This window comes from Paenibacillus sp. LHD-117 (assembly GCF_030929555.1).
Classification (GTDB): domain Bacteria; phylum Bacillota; class Bacilli; order Paenibacillales; family Paenibacillaceae; genus Pristimantibacillus.
On sequence record NZ_JAVFVT010000046.1, the window covers coordinates 38,563 to 55,439 of the forward strand.

At 58.8% G+C, this 16,877-nt stretch carries 10 protein-coding genes; 2 read left to right on the plus strand and 8 right to left on the minus strand.

The window, feature by feature from the left end:
* Window positions 1–18: 18 nt before the first annotated feature.
* On the minus strand, window positions 19–2,787 hold the full coding sequence (locus RB620_RS26715) for a HAMP domain-containing protein (RefSeq protein WP_308099746.1): 2,769 nt from the start codon (window positions 2,785–2,787) through the stop codon (window positions 19–21).
* Window positions 2,788–2,980: 193 nt separating this feature from the next.
* Here RB620_RS26715 and RB620_RS26720 point away from each other — a divergent pair, with 193 nt between their 5' ends.
* Both RB620_RS26720 and RB620_RS26725 read left to right on the plus strand, forming a co-directional pair.
* Window positions 2,981–3,367 carry a DUF4280 domain-containing protein gene (locus RB620_RS26720; protein ID WP_308099747.1) on the plus strand — a complete coding sequence of 129 codons (387 nt, stop codon included), beginning with the start codon at window positions 2,981–2,983 and terminating at the stop codon, window positions 3,365–3,367.
* 1 nt (window position 3,368) lies between these two features.
* Complete coding sequence (locus tag RB620_RS26725) at window positions 3,369–5,225, plus strand: MORN repeat-containing protein (RefSeq protein WP_308099749.1); 1,857 nt, start codon at window positions 3,369–3,371, stop codon at window positions 5,223–5,225.
* 160 nt (window positions 5,226–5,385) lie between these two features.
* Here the strand turns inward: RB620_RS26725 and RB620_RS26730 are convergent, their stop codons facing one another.
* From RB620_RS26730 to RB620_RS26760, 7 genes are all read right to left on the minus strand, one after another.
* On the minus strand, window positions 5,386–7,053 hold the full coding sequence (locus RB620_RS26730; protein WP_308099750.1) for a hypothetical protein: 1,668 nt from the start codon (window positions 7,051–7,053) through the stop codon (window positions 5,386–5,388).
* A 29-nt stretch (window positions 7,054–7,082) separates the two neighbouring features.
* Complete coding sequence (locus tag RB620_RS26735; RefSeq protein WP_308099751.1) at window positions 7,083–9,140, minus strand: phage tail protein; 2,058 nt, start codon at window positions 9,138–9,140, stop codon at window positions 7,083–7,085.
* A 126-nt stretch (window positions 9,141–9,266) separates the two neighbouring features.
* On the minus strand, window positions 9,267–11,489 hold the full coding sequence (locus RB620_RS26740) for a putative baseplate assembly protein (RefSeq protein ID WP_308099752.1): 2,223 nt from the start codon (window positions 11,487–11,489) through the stop codon (window positions 9,267–9,269).
* 19 nt (window positions 11,490–11,508) lie between these two features.
* Entirely contained in the window at window positions 11,509–14,613 is a 3,105-nt protein-coding gene (locus tag RB620_RS26745; protein ID WP_308099753.1) for a baseplate J/gp47 family protein, read from the minus strand.
* A gap of 18 nt (window positions 14,614–14,631) precedes the next feature.
* Window positions 14,632–15,033 carry a GPW/gp25 family protein gene (locus RB620_RS26750; RefSeq protein WP_308099754.1) on the minus strand — a complete coding sequence of 134 codons (402 nt, stop codon included), beginning with the start codon at window positions 15,031–15,033 and terminating at the stop codon, window positions 14,632–14,634.
* A gap of 38 nt (window positions 15,034–15,071) precedes the next feature.
* Complete coding sequence (locus RB620_RS26755; RefSeq protein ID WP_308099755.1) at window positions 15,072–15,797, minus strand: phage baseplate assembly protein V; 726 nt, start codon at window positions 15,795–15,797, stop codon at window positions 15,072–15,074.
* Window positions 15,794–16,873: a phage late control D family protein gene (locus RB620_RS26760; RefSeq protein WP_308099757.1), complete on the minus strand. Its 1,080-nt coding sequence runs from the start codon at window positions 16,871–16,873 to the stop codon at window positions 15,794–15,796. The genes RB620_RS26755 and RB620_RS26760 overlap by 4 nt, the downstream gene beginning before the upstream one ends.
* Between the last annotated feature and the right edge of the window lie 4 nt (window positions 16,874–16,877).

Here is a 16,877-nt window from a genome sequence, read left to right on the forward strand (position 1 = left end):
GTTTCTCTATCTCATCCGCTATACGGCAAGCGTTCCGTTCCAGCCTTCGGATGATCCCTTCTGGTAATACTCGTCGCATAAGTAGAAGTAGAGCTTGGCCGCCTTGTCGAACCGATTGACCTTAATCACTTCGATGAACGTCTCCCGCGCGTCGAAGAACCGGCCCTCCTGGCATAAGCGAATGCCCTTCTCGAACATCGCCTTCGTACGATCCTTCAACTGGCGTTCCTTGTCCGTATCGCCTTCGTAGACGTCGATCAGCTCAACCGATTCGTCTTTGCCTTCCATGCCGACGCGGCCCAAATACCGGTGCCTGATTCGCTCGGGCGCGCGCAGCTGGTCGAAGAACGACTTCGTGACCAGCACCGATGCGCCCATCGTGTCGGACAGACGTTCCAGCGCGGTCGTGACGTTGACGTCGTCGGAGATGACGTTGCCCTCCATCCGCTGATCCTCGCCGACGATCCCGAGCATGAGCGGCCCTTTGTGAATGGCCATGCCCATGTCGACGGGCCGGTAACCAGCGGCTATTAAGCTGTCGTTATAAGCCGCGAGCTCCCTGCGAATGGCAATGGCCGCGCGGATCGCGTCCTCCGCCCTGCCGGGGAACAGCGCCATGAAGCCCGCCCCCAAATATTTGCTGACGAGTCCTTCCTCCTGCCGCACGAAAGGACTGAACCGCTTAAGGAAGCCGTTCATGAAATCGAAATTCTGCTTCGGGGACAGCTGCTTGGACAGCTGGTTGAAGGAACGAATGTTGGCCACCATGACCGACATGTTGCCCTGAACCTGATCGCCGAGATGGACTTCGGTGATCCCTTTTTTGCCTAAGTATTTGAAAAATTGCTGCGGCACGAACCGGTGCGACGCTTCGCTGAACGTCGTGATGTCCTTGATATACGTCCGGATATGCTGGGCCATCCGATTAAATTGCTCGCCCAAGTCGCCGACCTCGTCCTGCGAGCGAATATTCACCCTGACGTCCCAATTGCCGCTGGCCATCTCCATGACGCTCCGGCGCAGCTTCCTCAGCGAGCGGAGCAGCCAATACGTGACGCCAAGCACAAGCGCGATAATGACGAGGCTTATCAGCCCGATATTGCGCAGAATGTTTTGGTAGATCGTTTGATTGGATTTGTATAGCACGTTCAAATCGCTGCCCGTCTCGTAAACGCCGACAACCTTGCCGGCGGAATCATAGACCGGTCCGATCGCGTACAGCCACTTCCCCGTCGCGTCTTCCCAGCGGTCGGAAACGATGGCTCCGCTGTCCACGACCGGCTTGTTGGTCTCGCTCAGCGCGAACGGCTTGAACATGTTCACGCCGTCGTCATCGTCCATAATGACGAAAAACTCGCCGTTCTCGTATTTGTACAACGTGCTGTAAAGCCCTTGCCGGACGGACGGCTCCTCGTTCTCGTACAGGAAGCCCATCTTCGCGCGCAGCGCCTCGTAATCCGCGTTGCCATAGTCGCTCGGCGAGTTCAGCCGGCTCAGTTGATCCCCGTCGATGATGGATTGCCCGTTCCGCGCGAGCAGCGAAAGCTGCCGCTGCATCTCCTCTTCCATTCGCCCGGAGAAGCTGTCATAGATAAAGTTGGAAAGCAGGATCATCGATACGACCAGAATCGGAACGATGGCGAATACTTGCTTGAAGAATAACGATACGCGCCGGTTCAGCCAATGCACGTAGATCATTCTCAGCATAGCCGCAAGCACGACGGCCAGGAGCAACGCGGCGGACCACGCGATCCAGCCCTGACGGAACTCCGACTTGCCGTAAGCCAGCGCGGACGTTACGCGGGAGCTCTGCTTGTCCGGCGGCACGGTTACGATTCTGTCGTCCAGCGCCAGCTGCATTCCGCCTTGCCGATCGATCGCGAGATCCATCAGTTCCAAATATTCGGCGCCGCCCGATCGTTCGGACAACTCGTCTTCCGTCAACTCCGTGCGAATGTCTGCCGGGTTGGAAACGCTAATACTGGAGACCGCGTTAACCAGCCTGTCGATAAAATACAACCGTCCTTCATGCAGTTGAAGCACCTCGGGGAAGTTGCGGCTTGTCCGTTCCGATTCCGGCAGCGGATAAATTTTCTCGCTTTCCCCCTCCGCCGTCACGTGATAAATCGCGCCTCGACGCGTGGAATAGTAGATTTCGCCCTTCTCGTAACCCGCGACTTCCGACAAGTAACGGTCTTCAGGCAGCGCGAACCGAAGCATCCCTTCGGCTTCCCCGCCCGTCAGAGGGACGCGAAACAAGCCTATGCCGGCCTCCGCCTCGTCGACGTAGAAATAAACGTAGTCCCCAGCCGACTGAACGCCTTTGATCTGGCCGATCCGCTTATTGCTGCCAGATCCTTCGTGAGCATACAACAGCAAGCCGTCAATATCTCCTTGGGCGTAGCGCATAAGTCTTTCTTCCTGTACGTACAGCCCGTATTCGTCCAGCACCGTGTCGAGCGCGATCATGCTGCCGTCGTCCGCCGCCGCCACCTCCGTGAAGCCATGGCTGCCGCCTTCCTCCTCGCCCAGCTTCACATCCTGCCGCAGAACGTTGTCCGCGCCGAGCTGGATAAGCTCCTTTCGGGAATCCGCGATGGCATGGACGAGACCGTTCGGTCCTATCGAAGTTTTGGACAGATAAGTCAGCGGGCGATCCCGCTCGAACGGCATAGATTCCAAATGCGTCCGGTTCGCGGACACGAGCCAGCCCAGGCCGACCGCGAGCGCGAGCAGCAACAATATGATCGGTGACTTTCGCATGAACACCATCGCTTTCGATTGCATGAATTTTCTATTTCTATAGTACTATATGTTTAATAGATTGGCATCCTTTTCCTATGAATTTTATGGCGATTGCTAGCGACCCTTGCAGGTTTATGTTGAGCGCGATAGAGGCTTATAGTACTATGAGAATTAGCAGATATTTCATAGTAGAGAGAGGGGGCCTTAGGGCCCCCTGCTCACGGAAAGGATCGTCATGGGACAATTAGTGTGCGGCGGGGCCATGCTGCAGTGCAGCTTCGGAGCCGCTCCAAGCAGTTTCGTCACCTTGCCGGCCAACCGGGTCGTAAATGCCATGCCGGCGGCCAATATTATGGACAACAAGCCAATGGTGAACATCTTGCCCTTCGGCATGTGCAATTCCTTGGCCAATCCGACAGTGGCGTCGGCAACGGCCGCCGCTCTAGGAGCGCTTACCCCGATGCCCTGCATCCCGGTTACCGCCGCGCCTTGGGCGCCGGGTTCGCCGACCGTGCTCATCGGCAACATGCCCGCGCTGAACAATTCGTCCAAATGCATGTGCAACTGGGGCGGCGTCATCTCCGTAGCCAATCCCGGCCAAATGACGATACAGGTGCCCTAACATGATCGAAGCGATTCTGAAGCCGATCTTCAAACCGATCCAGCGGATGATCATCCGGCCGATCAAACAAGCGAAGACGCTGCCCAAGCGCCTGCTCGTCATGCTGCGGAAGTTTCTCGTCACGGCGCTGTTCGGCCCGCTCCGCTCGCTCGACAACTACTTGCGGCTGGGCAGCTATTACATCGCGAAGAAGCTGATCGCGCTGGTCGTCGTCCTTTCTCTCATCATCGTTTATTTCGGTTTCATCAATCCGCCGGGCTTCCTGAACAAATGGCTCGGCAAGACGCCGCAACTCGAGGCGGCCGCCCTTGCGGGCAGCGGCTTCAGCGGCACGGCGACCGTGAACGGAGAAGACGGCTGCCTTCTCTACGAAGGCGGTCTCGCCGACGGCTTATATGCGGGCGAAGGCAAGCTGTATTATCCGAACGGCGCGCTCCGCTATCGAGGCGCGTTCGACAAAGGGCTCATGACCGGCGACGGCGAGCTGTACGCCGAGGACGGAACGCTGCTTTACCGCGGACAATTCGCGAACGACGCGTACAATGGCGGCGGCGTTCTATACGCTTCCGGCGGTACGGTCAGCTATGAAGGCGGATTCCTGTCCGGCAAGTTCGACGGCGAAGGCGTCGCGTATAACAAGGACGGGACCGTGTTGTACGCGGGAAGCTTCGCCCAAGGCATGTACGAAGGGGAAGGCAAGCTCTCCGGCGAGGACGGAAAGCCGGTCTACGAGGGGGCTTTCGCGGCGGGTGTCTACGAAGGGGCGGGCAAGCTCTTCGGCCCGCAAGGCACCGTGACCTACGAAGGCATGTTCGCCGCAGGCAAGGCGTCCGGAACCGGCAAGGAGCTGTACCCGTCCGGCTTCGTGAAGTACGAAGGCGAATTTCTGCTTGGCGCGTACCATGGCGCGGGAACGTTGTTCGACGAGACGGGGAAACCCGTCTACGTCGGCGCTTTCCTTAGCGGGGCGAAGAGCGGAACCGGCGAGACCTACGACCAAGCCGGGGTCGTTCGTTACGCGGGCCAATATGCGCAGGGTCAATACCATGGCGTCGGCACGTTGTTCGACGCGGACGGCGCGATCGCGTACAAAGGTTTTTTCCGCGGCGGAGCCGCGTGGGCCGAAGGATTCGTCGGCATCTCGCTGGCGAAGCTGCAAGAAACGCTTGGCGCGGCCGATCCCGCGCCTCCGGCCGATGAACCGCTGCTGCCGGAGCTTCCTCCCGAGGGCGAATCCGGCGCGCCGGCGAACGAAGAAGGCGCAAGCGCCGATGCGGGGGCATCTGGTAGCGGTGCAGGCGGCGCGCTTCAACCGGGCGGAGACTCGACATCAACGGGCGGAACGGGCGGGACCCCGACCGGCTCCGCCTCTGCAACAGGCGGAGCCGCGGCGGCAAGCGGCGACGGCTCGACGTCTGGCGTTTCGACGGGCGGCGCAAGCGGCAACGCTGCTGAGAACGGCAGCGGAGACTCGACTGCCGGCGGCAATGAAAGCCTAGCCTCCGGAGGGACAACGGGCGGAAACGATTCGGCCGGCGAACCGCTTGCGGAAGATGCCTTGCCGACGATGCCCGCGACTCAGCTGCTGACGTATGGCTCCATGGGCATGTCCTTCTTGTTAACCGCCGACGAAGACAATCCGGAATCGTTCGCCGTCACCAAGCTGTCGACCTGGAACCAAACGATCATGCAGCCCGCCTACAAGCGATTGACCGACTCCAAAGCCGTCTCGGTCAAGGAAACGCTGGCGAACGGCAGAACGAGCGTCCGTTTCGTCTCCGGCCAGGTGCTCCTGACTTTCATCTTCAACAAGGACAAGCTCGTTCGCATGGAGCTTGACCAGATCCAGCCCGAGTAAGCCAAGGTGAAACGGCTGTCGCCGTTCTTTGGAGGCGCAGCGCGTTTCATTCCGAGAAATATAAGCACAGTATAGAGAAAACTTATACTTTCTTATATTTAAATAAAAACGCCAACCTTCTGCTTCGAACAGAGGGTTGGCGTTTATTTTTTGTTTGCCGCTAATCCGCGGATCCCGCGGCTGCTTCGGACAGGGCGAAGCCCGATTGAGCCTGGATCGCCGCTTTCGGCGCCGCGCCGAGGCTCTTGAACGCCCACCAGCGGACCGCGATGACGGAAGCCGTCGTCTCCGTATCGCCTTGCAGCTTCATGCCGATTCGGAACGTCCCCCGATCCGGATAAACGATCGTGCCGAGCGAGACATTCGGGATATCCGGCTCGAACTCCGTCCCTTTGAAGACGTCGTTTTGGCCGAAGTAGACGCGTTTCTGCGCGCCGTTCCCCGCCGCGTGGCCGGATTCGTCCGTCTCCTCCAGCCCGACGACGACCGTGATATGCCCGTCGCCGAGGCCATGGGCGATTTCATCGGAGACGTAATTTTTTTTGCCCCGCGAGAAGAAAAACCCGCCGGTTTTGCCAATCGACTCCAGCGCGACCTCCATCGTGCCCGTCGCGATCTCGTCGTAGAGATGCTGCGGACGCGGGATGCCCAGCTTGAAGTCGAACTCGTTGCGCTCTGGATAGTATTGCACGTCAAGCGAAGGACGCGCCCCGTATTCCAGGTCATGCGCTTCCGCGCTGGCGAAGAAACGATGCAGCGCCGCAGAGCCGCCGTTCCTGGATAGCCGCTGGGTCAGCGTCGCGCTTTCGATGTATTCGTCGAACGGCATGCGGTCGACCTTCTCGATCATGTACGTCGGACCGAGCTGCAGCAGGCTGATCTTCGCCAGGCAGATGCTTTTGTCCGCCGAACCTTCGACCGCCTGCTCTAAGCTGCGGTTATGCCAATCCTGCAAGATGCGCTCCGCGACCGGAATGTCGACGACCTCGATAGTCTGCTTTACGCTCGCGTCGATCGGGACGGGAGCGTCGCCGATCGTCAGCTTCGCCAGCTGCGACGGCACGGCAAGCTCCGCGAACCCGCCTCCTTCCAGCGGCGCTTTGAGCTGGTAGGTGACCGTATATTCCGTATCCTGCGCATCGCCGGGCTCCAGGAAGGAGACGGCTCCGCTCGAATCGCCGACGTCCTTGAAGCCGTTCAGCTCGTATGCGTACGAGAACGCAATCCGAGGCGTCTGCAGCGTCTTCTCTACGACTAGTTTCACGTCCAAGACCTCGCCAGGAACGACGTATTTCGGCATGCGCTGCGTAATGCGCACATTGTCCTTTTCGTACAGCGTCACGATGTTCTCCATTAACTGCGCGAACTCGAACGAAGACGGCGCCGGCGCCGATTCGTTAATGAAAAGACGATAGGATTCCAGCACCCGGTTGTATTCGCTGACCTCGCCCGTATTAACCGAGGAATTGCCGACCGAATGGACCGGCTCCTTGCCCTTCTCGTCATAGGCGACGCAGAGGTAGACGTTTTTCTTGTATTCGTTGTTCGTGAAACCTTCGATCATCGACAGCTTCATCGTGACGGGAGCCGGAATAACGATTTCGCGTCCGATGTAGTCGATCGCCACGCCCATCTCGACGGACACGGTTTTGTCGTCCACGGCGACGACCGACATGCCGGACAAGACGCCGCTGCCGAACAGCAGCCGGTTGAGCAACCTTCTTTTGTCATTAAAATATTTCTGCTCCGACTCGAAATCCCTCACGGTAAGCAGCTTGCCGTAGAAATAACGGTTTCTCTCGAACGGATACAGCCTCGACTTCTTCACACCAACCACTCCTTTAGCGTTTGTCCGGTTTATTCAAGCTCGGAATCCAGCTCCAACCTTGTATGAACGTCCATTCGTTTCTCCATGCCCATCTCGACGATAAGCGTATCGTTCGGCATGCTGCGTTCCGGCCCCAGCATGAGCAGCGACGGCTCCGTCAATACGGTATTGATGCCTAAGTACGTATGCAGGTCCAAGTACATCCACGGCTGAAGCTGGACGAGCTTCGCTTCCGTATAAGCCGGTTTCTGCTCTTCCAGCAGCCCCTCGATGACAACCCGCTGCTTCTCGTTCAGCGCCTGCTCGGGTCTCAGCAGCACCGTGAAGGAATACGGATTGTCGCCGTACAGCGCGTCCGTCAGATTGCGGAGCTCGGCGTGGTCACGCATGGCTTTAGTTTGGAATTGCTCCACGATAATCGGCCGGACGCCCGTATACATTTCGATGACGGCTCCTATGCCCCGCTTCGTCCCGCGATAGCGGTACAGCTCGGGAGCGGCGAGAATGAACGACCTCACTTGCTCGTCCGTCCAATAATCGTCCGTTTCGAGTCCGATCCAGGTTGCAAGCCACCGCAGATGTTCTCCCGTTGCCCGGTAAGGGTCGATATAACGGGACAGGTCGCCGATCTCCTCCTCAAGCTCCGTGAAGGCGGTGCCGAAGATCGATAAGTACCTTTCCAGAAAATCGCGGCTTTCCTCGTCTTCTTGGTAGACCGGGGGCAAATAGTCCAGATAGGTTTCCCTCGGAAAATAAAGCCTCAGCTTCTCGACCGTAGGCGTATGCCTTTCCGTACCGTTCCACTCTAGCTTCAGCCACAGGTAACGGCCCTTCGCCCCCATAAAGAGGGCATCCTTCGGATTCGGAATCGATGGCGACCAGAACGTCGCCAGCCCCTCCAGCTTCTCCTTGTAGGGAATGGAGGGATCCGCAATCCAATCGTCGACGGAGCGATATTCCCCCGCGATAACCGCCCTTTCGTGGTCAAGACAGAAGTAGGAAACGCGAAGCTGCGTCCCTTCGGGAACGAACGCGTCGGCCGTCAGCTTATGCCATACGGTGCCGCTCTCCGTACTGTCGAACCGTTTGGAAAGCCATAATCCTTCAGGCACGCCCGTCTCCGGCATGGACAGCGTCTGCGGCTGCAGATGCAGCAGCGTAATCGTCGTTTCTTCTCCCCCGCCAAGCGCGTACAGCCGGTCGGAAACGTCCGTCAGAAGCATGGACGTTTGCCCCCGATAACTCGTAATGGCACCTGCAGCTTCGCCGTCAGGTCCCAGCGAAAGAATAAACCGGTCGTCCTCGTCATCCCCTTCGATCCCTCTGGCATCGCCGATATACAGCATGCCGCTCCGGTCGCAAGCAAGCCCCGCGTACGTCCGTGCCGGAAGCGTCCGGACGACGTCCTCGCGGCCTCGGCCCATAATCGTCGCTTTGGCGAAGATCGTATCGAGCATCGTAATCGTTCCGTCCGGCGCAATCGTCAAGAAATAAGCGCCTTTCATATGGATAAGCTTTGCCCGCACCGGCTGCCGAAGGGACGGTCGCCGAATCGTATCGGCAAGTACGCCGGCATGCGTGAACGCGTAGATGCCCAGACTGCCCCCTTCGGGAACGGCAGGTTCGTCACCGCCCGTATCGATCTCCAGCGGCGACAGCACATAGACGTATCGAGCATCCGCTGCAATGGCCAGCGGATGGAAGACGGAACCCTCGATATGGCCGCCTTGCCACGACCACATCGTCTGCCCGTTGCCGGCGTGGTAAGCCGATAGGGAGCTGTCCCCCGACGGATCGGCGGCAAACAGGAACGGTCCCGAAGCCGCAAGTCTGGTATCGCTGCCGAACAGCCCATGGCCTTGCGGGAACAACCGCTTGTGGTCGCCGATCCGCCAATCGTAGCTCCACAGGTCGGCCCGGTCGTCAAGCAGGTAGAGGCAGTCGTGTTCGCCGACGGCCATCTCTTTGACTGCGGACAGGCCGCTTAAGGCATCCAGTCTGAGCGTTGCGGCGATACCGTATCTTTTGTCCCTCCGAATGCCCAGCCCCGCCATCCCAGTCTCCAGATTGTAAGCGGTACCCTTCAACCAATCCTCCCGGCGGTTGACGGAGAAATATTGGTTATGCTCCTTCAGTCGAATTCCTCCTTTGCCCCCGATTGCCCTCCCGGCAATGCCTCAGCCGTGCTAAAAACCGGACTTTTTGAACACGCACTATAAGCGGGTTCTGCTGATTAATTCGATTTCGTGTTCGCCGGAGTAGACTAAGCCGTGCGGCGGCAGCACGATATCGCCGCCCGCCGACTTGCTTACATGGGGCCCCTCCGCGTCCAGCCACAAATCCTGAACGAACACGACGCCGCTTCCCTTGGTCAGCGCGCCGTAAATATCGCCCTTGTACACCGTTCTTCCGAACGTCCAGCCCCTCTCTCCGTCCTTGCCGTCGAGCGGTCTGAGCAATCCCTTCAGCAGGGCCGCGAAACGTTCCGTCTCGTCCGCGAACGGCGGCTCCACGACGATGACGGCATGGACCGTGACTTTGACATAGACGGGCGGAATGACATGCAGCTCCGTCGTCACGAGTCTGCGAGGCTCGAGATAGCTGCTCACCGTCTGCAGAAAGCCCGGACTCGGCATCGGAGTCGGAGACAACCCTTCGGGCACGACGACTAGCGATAGTTGGCCATGCGCCTTTTCCTTGGGATAATCGGACAACCCCGGCTTGTAGAGCGGAATCGCCTTGGCTCTTGCCACCTCGACTCCCGGAGTCTGTCTCGCGATGACTTCGTAATCCTCGTCGGTTACGGCCCTGAAGGCCACCTTCAGCTCAGACGCTGCCCGCGTCAGCGACTCGTTCAGCGTCTCCGCCTCCGAACCGCCAGCGGCGTAGAACGGATTGGACACCTCGATCCCGAGTTTCCGCTGATCCTCGTGCGCCCATTCCCGAATCAGCCCCGGCTTCACGTTGCCGCGCTCCCCGCCTCCGAGCTCGCAGGCGATCAGGCTGATATTGTCATCAGGGCAAGCCTCCGGTATCGCCCCGCGTTCGCCGTTGCCGAACGTAATGGTTCGTTCTTCCGGTCGGTATATGTAATGCCGGTCGCCTGGACCGGAACGGTCGAAACCGTCGACGGCGCTCCAATCCTCCCAGACCATCTTGCCGGAGGAATCCAGCCGCCCTACCTGCAAGCCGATGGCGTTCCGCTTCCGGCACGGCAGCTCGTACAGCTCGAAGCTTTGATTCGGAAGACCGTTGCTTCTGCCCGCCATGCGATAACGGTAAAAATCCGGCGTGCTCGCGATCAGCCTGATCTTGCGGCCCGCGGGCAGAACACGCCGCTCGCTGCCCGACATCAAGCGCACGGTCGTCGCATGCCCCGCACCCGATCGATCCACCGCGAACGACTGCGCGGATTGTTCAATCCAGCCGCCGCCGTCGGCTTCAATCTGCAACCGAACATCGCCATAAGCGGCCAAGTACGAATCCATAACAAAAGCTTCGAGTTCCTCCCCGGCAGCTTCCGCCTCTACATATTCGCACAGTGTATCGCGCTGAACGGCATGTGCCGTATGCAGCATCAAGCTGCTTATTTTCGGCGGCATTTCGTAACCCTCTTCTTCGACCGTGCAGCAGAACCAGAATCGCGGCCGGTCTCCCGCCGGATGCACCGTCACGCTTCGCATCGGCGACGAGAGGGCGATTCTCACCGTCCCGCTCACTGTCAAATGGCGCGTTTCGTCCGACAGAACCTCAAGCGGCGTCCAAGCGGCTTTGCCCGCAGCTTCGTCCCAGCCGTACGCCTTCCAAGACAGCTTCGCCGACGGGGCCAGCAGCGTCAGTTCATCTTCGCTCGCGGAGTCGTAAATATCCTTAAGCGATTCATCCGATCTTAGCAGTTTGAAGGTCAACGCGACCGGGACATCCGGCTGCAGCTCCCTATCGAACGATATATAAAGCTTGGAGCCCGACTTGGCGTCCGACCCGAACGGATAAAACGACACGTGCAGATGGTCGTTGGACGCCGTTACGTCGCTGCTTTCCCGCTCCGTCCGGCACAGGATCCGCTCCAGCATGAGCGGTCTGAGCTCTGCCTTCGCAAGCGTCTCGAACACCTGATCTTCCGCCAGGAGCTTCGTCCCTTTCGGCAGGGTTACGTGTTCGCGCACCCCGGAGAAGCGGACAAGCGCCTCGGCCGAAGCCGTATCGCGAGGCTGAACTCCCAGCAGGTCGAGGAACTTCTTCCGATTCCGGTCGGGTACCCGGCTCAAATAATAACGCTGCATCTCCGTGAGCCATGCGAACAGCTCCAGCATCGTGATGCCGGGATCATGCGCGTTTTCGTCGGTCCACTCCGGCAATCGCTTTGGTATAAGCTTTCTGGTTTGCTGCACGATCTCCGCGTACGTTCGATCGTCAAGCGGCAGCCTTGGCAACATCATTGTCCCTCCTTCCCGCTTAGCGTGACGCTCCTTCGGCCGGCACTGCAGTTATCCGGTGCGTGCCGCTCATGACAAGGCCGTGCATCACTTCGTTCATTTTTGCAGGATCCCATTCCGTGCGAATCCCGCCCTCGATTCTCGCGACATGCACGTAAAGCCTATCGATATAGAGCAGCCCCCGAACGGAGTGGAGCAGCGAATAGAGCAGCGACAGATGCAGCGATTCGCCGATATTCCATCCTTGTCCGCCGGTATTTCCGTGCATGAAGTTCAGGAACGCCGTCAATTTATCGATGCATGCCCGCTCCAGCGGGAGCAGGCCTCCTGCGGATTCGGCCGCTACCGTAGCGTGTACGGATATTTCCAAATAAGCCGGTTCGATGACGCGAATGCCGCCTCCGACCGACATGACCCCAGCCGCCCGGCGAAGCAGCTCCGATTCCACCGTTCTGCGAAGCTCGGGAAATTGGGCCGCGTCGGCAAGACCGCCGTCCGCGCAGGCTACCAGCGTAGCGGAGCCCGGAGCCCGCTCCAGCAAGGAATTCCGGTTGCTAAGACATTTGACCTTCGCGATGCCCGGATAGGCTTCCCGGGCGATCCACTCGATGTCCCTGGACGTTACGGCCCTATTCCGGTTCTTGAGGCGCTGCGGTCCGCGAAGCAGCACGGCTTCCATCGATTCCGTATGGCTGCCTCCGATGGCCGGCTTAGGGTTGCTGACGCTGTCGATGTAAGCGATCGGCAACTGCATGCCCGTAATTTGATTCGCTTCCACCCGTCCGGCTGCGCCTGCCGTCGTTCGGTAGGAGATGCGTGCCAACCGATCCCGTTCGGCCGATGGCGCGCTGCCCTTCATGCCGTCTCCGAACTGGAGCGAACCTCCCGCCCGATCCGGCGAATAATGGCGGTCGTCCGGTCCCGAATCCGCCAGCGACGACACGGCCTGCCACTTGATCCAGAACCTGAGCGTATGGCCTTCGCCGTCAACCTGGGCATAACAATTGTCGGGATCCGTCTCCAGCAGCGAAGCCCGTTCCGCAGGGGAGAGCGTATCCAGCTCGTCCATCCACACCTGTTCGTCCACGAACGCGGTCGGCGACAGATGCACCAGCCCGTCGGCAGGGATCGCCAGCTCCCGCTCCTGGCTGATCTGCTGAGTGACGGCAACCGTATTGATGCGAAGACTTTCCGCAATGGGATGGTAGGGAAAAGCATCGCTAATCCGGCTGTCCCGGTTTATCGCCCTGATCCAGTACCTGTCATGACCGAACAGGCGCGCGGATGCCATCGTGCTCGGGCCCGCCCATTGCCATTCTCCGCTTATGCCGAGGCCGTCCGTCCCATCTTCTATCTTGATCGGTTTCCAGAGGAGACGTCCGTTCTCCCGGCATAACGCCTCCCAATCCAGCAATGGGCGCTCGCCTCCCGAAGCGAACCGCTGCGAAAGCTCAAAGTGCAGCCGGATTGGCCCCTTCGCCGGCGGATGATCGAACGCGAGATAGACGGACGGTCCCAAAGACGGTATCGGTTCAAAAGGTTTGAACGGCTCTGTCCCTTGCACGGCGGACAAGCCGCGGTCGCGATCGTCCGCGTTGTTTCTCGTAAACACGTTCTCCGGTACGAACACCGTCTGGGAGCCAGTGGCGTACGAGAGCTTCGGAGATTCGAGCCACGGAGACATGTATTGCATAATTGGCGCAATAACGGGGTCCGTCTGCAGCACTCGGGCGCGGATCCAATACTGGTAATCCCCGTTCACGTACGTCTGATCCATATCCTCCGGGCATTCGAACGACAGCGTGAACGGCTTCGCGCCTTGCTCGGGCAGTTCTTCGAAGAACGTAGCGTACCGTTCATTGCCCGGCAGAACGTTCCAGTTGCTGCCGTTCCAATATTCCCAGACGACCTGGCGTATGCGAACGCGCGGAGGATCCTTCTCCTCGAACTCCGACGTGCGCATCACCATCTTCCATTTGACCTCGGGGTCCGGCGCCATGCGCAGCCGATTGGCCTTGGCCATCGCCGAGAACGTCAGCTCGAGCTTGCTCTCCCGTTTGCTGAACGCTTCTTCGCTGGACAAGTAGAAGACCGAATACGGGACGAAGTGTTCGCCGAACGGATAACAGCCGTCCTCCGCCAGAGCCATGTCGTTAAAATAGATCGAGTCGGGCCTTATCCTCTCCGGATCGCCCGCGGCGTCATGAGAGACACGCAGCCGCAGCTTGTCCATCTCGAGCCCTTTGGCGAGAATGGGCGAAGCCGCGCCGTCCAGCGATTTCACCGCGCACTTGATCCACCGGCCCATAATTCCCTGGTGTTCCGTCGTATCCAGCTTTCCGGGTTCGCTCTTGTGCAGGATGATCATATTGCCGGCGGCAATCGCCGACTGAAACGGCTTCCATTCCCCGCCGCTCGGATAGCTCCACTCCACTTGCCCGGAAGCGAGAGCCTCAGCCAGCTCCGGTTCGGCGTAACGCTTCTCGCCATGGAACACGTTCAAGTAGATTCGGCATGGCCGATCCACCAGCAATTGATCGTCGTGGCGGATGAACAATGCATGCTCTTGTTCGTTGCTTCCCGAACGCGTATCGAACAGCGGGACTGGATCCGCGTTGCCAACCTCCAGCTTCTCGTCGTAAGAACGGGCAACCGTGACGATCTCATCCCTGGCGGGATTCACGTTGACGATCTCCGTCAGCTTCGCGGGCGTGGCTGCAAGCGGTCCCTCCGTCTCGAAGATCAGCGGCTCCCCGCCCTGCGGATTCGCGGCGGTCAGCTTGAGCCCGGCCGGCACGAAGACCGGCTCCGTCGAACCTTCGCTAAGCCGGAATACGACCCTAGCCCTCGCGGGACGGGGCGGCCCCAGCTTCACCTCGATCAGATCGAGGAAGGAAAGCAGATGATTCATGGGCGCCGAATTCAGCCGCTGAACCGTCTCCTCGAGCATCTCGCCCGCAATATAGGCAAGTCCCGTACCCGGATCCGGCGCGTCTAGCGAGAATCGCCACTCCGGCGTATAATGCGGCGCCATCTCTTTGAACTTCTCCATATACGAGGACAAGTTGTTTGTATTGATTCTCGGAGGCCGTCGCTGCCCGCCACCCGTTCCCGACTGTTTCATGTCCGATGCCCGCTCCCGTTATTTCGTGCCTTCCTCCAAATAAAAAGGATAGACCTGGTTAAAGAGATTGTTTGTCGATCTTACCGTATATCCGACCTCCAGCAGCACTCGGCCGTTCGAAGCCGGATCCGGACGCGCCGACACCTCGATGTCCTTCACCCGCGGTTCCCAATCCTGGATCGCTTCCTTCACGTCGCTGGCGATAAGCCGCATGGACATGTCATCCATCGTGCCGAACACAAATCCTTTGAGCCCGCAGCCGAAATCGGGACGCATCAGCCTCTCGCCCTTCGAGGTGCGAATAATGATTCGGATCGCTTCCTCGATGTCTTCTTCGCCTTCGGACATCGTAATGCGGCCTGTCGTTTTGTCCACCTGCACGGGAAACTTCCACCCTTTTCCCAAGAACGGCGCTGACATTACGGTCTCCCCTTCCGGCATCAAATTGAACTTCGTTGTTAATTGATTTTGACCATGGATCCTTTAATATTGATCATGCCATCCGACTTGATGTCGAGCATGCCGGTCGACTTGATCGACATGGAGGCAGACGCTTCGAGCTTTACCTCGGGCGCTTTGACCGAGAGCGACTGCGTGCCGCTGATGGTGACGTTGCCGCTTGAAGTCAGCTCCACTTTCGAAGTGCCCGACTTGACGGTTACCTTCTTCCCTGTCTCGTCAAGCTCCAGCGAATGCTGTTTGTCGGCCGATTCCGCCTTGACGCTGCCATCTTTGTCGGACAGGATGATGGAGTGGCCTTTTTTGGTTTTGATCGTGATCGAACCTTCGCTTTCCTTATCGTTGAACGTAATCTCATGGCCGTATTTCGTTTTGATTTTTTTGATTTCGTTGTTCGTGTCGCCGGGAGGGGGCTTGTCCTGCTTGCTCCATAACGAGCCGATGACGACGGGTTGGTCTAGCCGTCCCATAAGAAAGGCGACAAGCACTTCGTCATTGACGTCGGGGATAAACAAGCTGCCTTTGCCGCTTCCGCCCATTAACGTCGCGACCCGTACCCAGTCCGTTTCGAGTTCACCTTCGCGGGACGGAAACTTCAGCTTCACGCGGCCCAGATTCTCCGGGTCCTTGGTGTTCGTAACGATGGCGTTCCATACGCCGGACAACTGTTCGGAGGGCATGGAGCGCTGATAGGGATCGAAGAATCCGGGATACATATTTCTCATAAGGCGTTCCCCTCCGCTTCGAACTGTACAAGGTATCCGTCCGAGGCATCGAGACGATGGATCACTCTCGTCAACATGAGATTGCGGTCTATCGCGGAGCCGAGCCCGGAAATCGCGATCAATTCGCCGGGAAGCAATTCGGGAAATCCGACGCATGTGCCTTGCCCCTTGACCAAATCTCTCGCCATCCGGTTCAGCATGGCTTTCGCGAGATGGTTCGCTTCATCCACCGATTCCACGCCGGTATAGACGGTCTCGATCTTCTTCGCCGTGAGCGCCGCCGCCAGACTCGGTCCGCTTTTGCTGCCGCTGATCGCCGTCACGCTGCTTGCGGTTCCTTCTACGGCTTGCTTCGTCTTCGTATCGAATCCTCTTACTTTGACCTGTGAAGCTTGCCCGCTTGCATCCACCGCGAAGGTGAAGTCGCGCAGGCTGATGCCGTATTTCAGGTCGGCAACGGGCGTGCCGCTCGTCTGATGTTTGCGGAAGTGGAGCTTGCTGCCCGTCACGTGAAACCGGTAGTCGTTGTCCTGCGCCAGCGATTGCACGAAATGAAAATCGCTAATTCCGATCTGTTCGATCGTCGTCTTCTGAACCGTAAGCGTGTCGATGTCGGGCGTCAGTCCATGATCGGAAGCGATCGTCCTGACGACGTCGCTGTCCTTCATTTCCTTCCATACCTTGGACCCCGACGTCTTCATCATCAGGAACGAGCGATCCATCGCGGTAACCGTTACGACCGGGCTGCCTGTCGACGGATATTCAACGGCGTATCCCGTAATCAGCCCGTCGAACACCTGGCTTTTTTTGTCCGCGTAACCCAGCTTGACGACCAGCTTCTTGCCCGGCGCGATTTTGGAATTCACCCAGGACAATGTGCTGGTGCTCCATTCGTACGCGTTCATGATGCTGAATTTGGCAATGTCGGCCTTCGATTCCGTCGACAGATCGACTTCGATCCAGCCGATCGCCATTTCCGCCATTCGGGCGGATTCCCCTTCAATAACGACATCGCCTTCGGGAGAGTGGAAATCGCCGTACTTCGCTTCCAGATCGCTTATATTATAAGTCGGCATTCCA

What these genes read in the sequence shown, in the direction of transcription:
- RB620_RS26715 (WP_308099746.1), bottom strand. Translation starts at nt 2,787, where the DNA reads ATGCAATCGAAAGCGATGGTGTTCATGCGAAAGTCACCGATCATATTG.
- RB620_RS26720 (WP_308099747.1), top strand. Translation starts at nt 2,981, where the DNA reads ATGGGACAATTAGTGTGCGGCGGGGCCATGCTGCAGTGCAGCTTCGGA.
- RB620_RS26725 (WP_308099749.1), top strand. Translation starts at nt 3,369, where the DNA reads ATGATCGAAGCGATTCTGAAGCCGATCTTCAAACCGATCCAGCGGATG.
- RB620_RS26740 (WP_308099752.1), bottom strand. Translation starts at nt 11,489, where the DNA reads ATGTTGCCAAGGCTGCCGCTTGACGATCGAACGTACGCGGAGATCGTG.
- RB620_RS26745 (WP_308099753.1), bottom strand. Translation starts at nt 14,613, where the DNA reads ATGAAACAGTCGGGAACGGGTGGCGGGCAGCGACGGCCTCCGAGAATC.
- RB620_RS26750 (WP_308099754.1), bottom strand. Translation starts at nt 15,033, where the DNA reads ATGTCAGCGCCGTTCTTGGGAAAAGGGTGGAAGTTTCCCGTGCAGGTG.
- RB620_RS26755 (WP_308099755.1), bottom strand. Translation starts at nt 15,797, where the DNA reads ATGAGAAATATGTATCCCGGATTCTTCGATCCCTATCAGCGCTCCATG.
- RB620_RS26760 (WP_308099757.1), bottom strand. Translation starts at nt 16,873, where the DNA reads ATGCCGACTTATAATATAAGCGATCTGGAAGCGAAGTACGGCGATTTC.